This is a genomic window from Psychrobacter sp. CoH-33_TS_01, from assembly GCF_058189395.1.
Map to the genome: position 1 here is coordinate 588 of NZ_JBVGQI010000028.1, position 208 is coordinate 795.

The 208-nt window shown below is 54.3% G+C and carries 1 protein-coding gene; it reads left to right on the forward strand.

The window, feature by feature from the left end:
• The coding region (locus ACZ2XM_RS15415; RefSeq protein WP_490619006.1) for a hypothetical protein at positions 1–208 on the forward strand (208 nt) is incomplete at both ends.

Consider the following 208-nt stretch of genomic DNA (forward strand, 5'->3'; position numbering starts at 1 on the left):
CCGACGCTGATGCCGACGCTGATGCCGACGCGGATTGTGATGCTGATGCAGACGCCGATGCTGATGCTGATGCTGATGCTGATGCTGATGCTGATGCTGATGCTGATGCTGATGCTGATGCTGATGCCGATGCTGATGCTGATGCTGATGCTGATGCTGATGCTGATGCTGATGCTGATGCTGATGCTGATGCTGATGCTGATGCTGA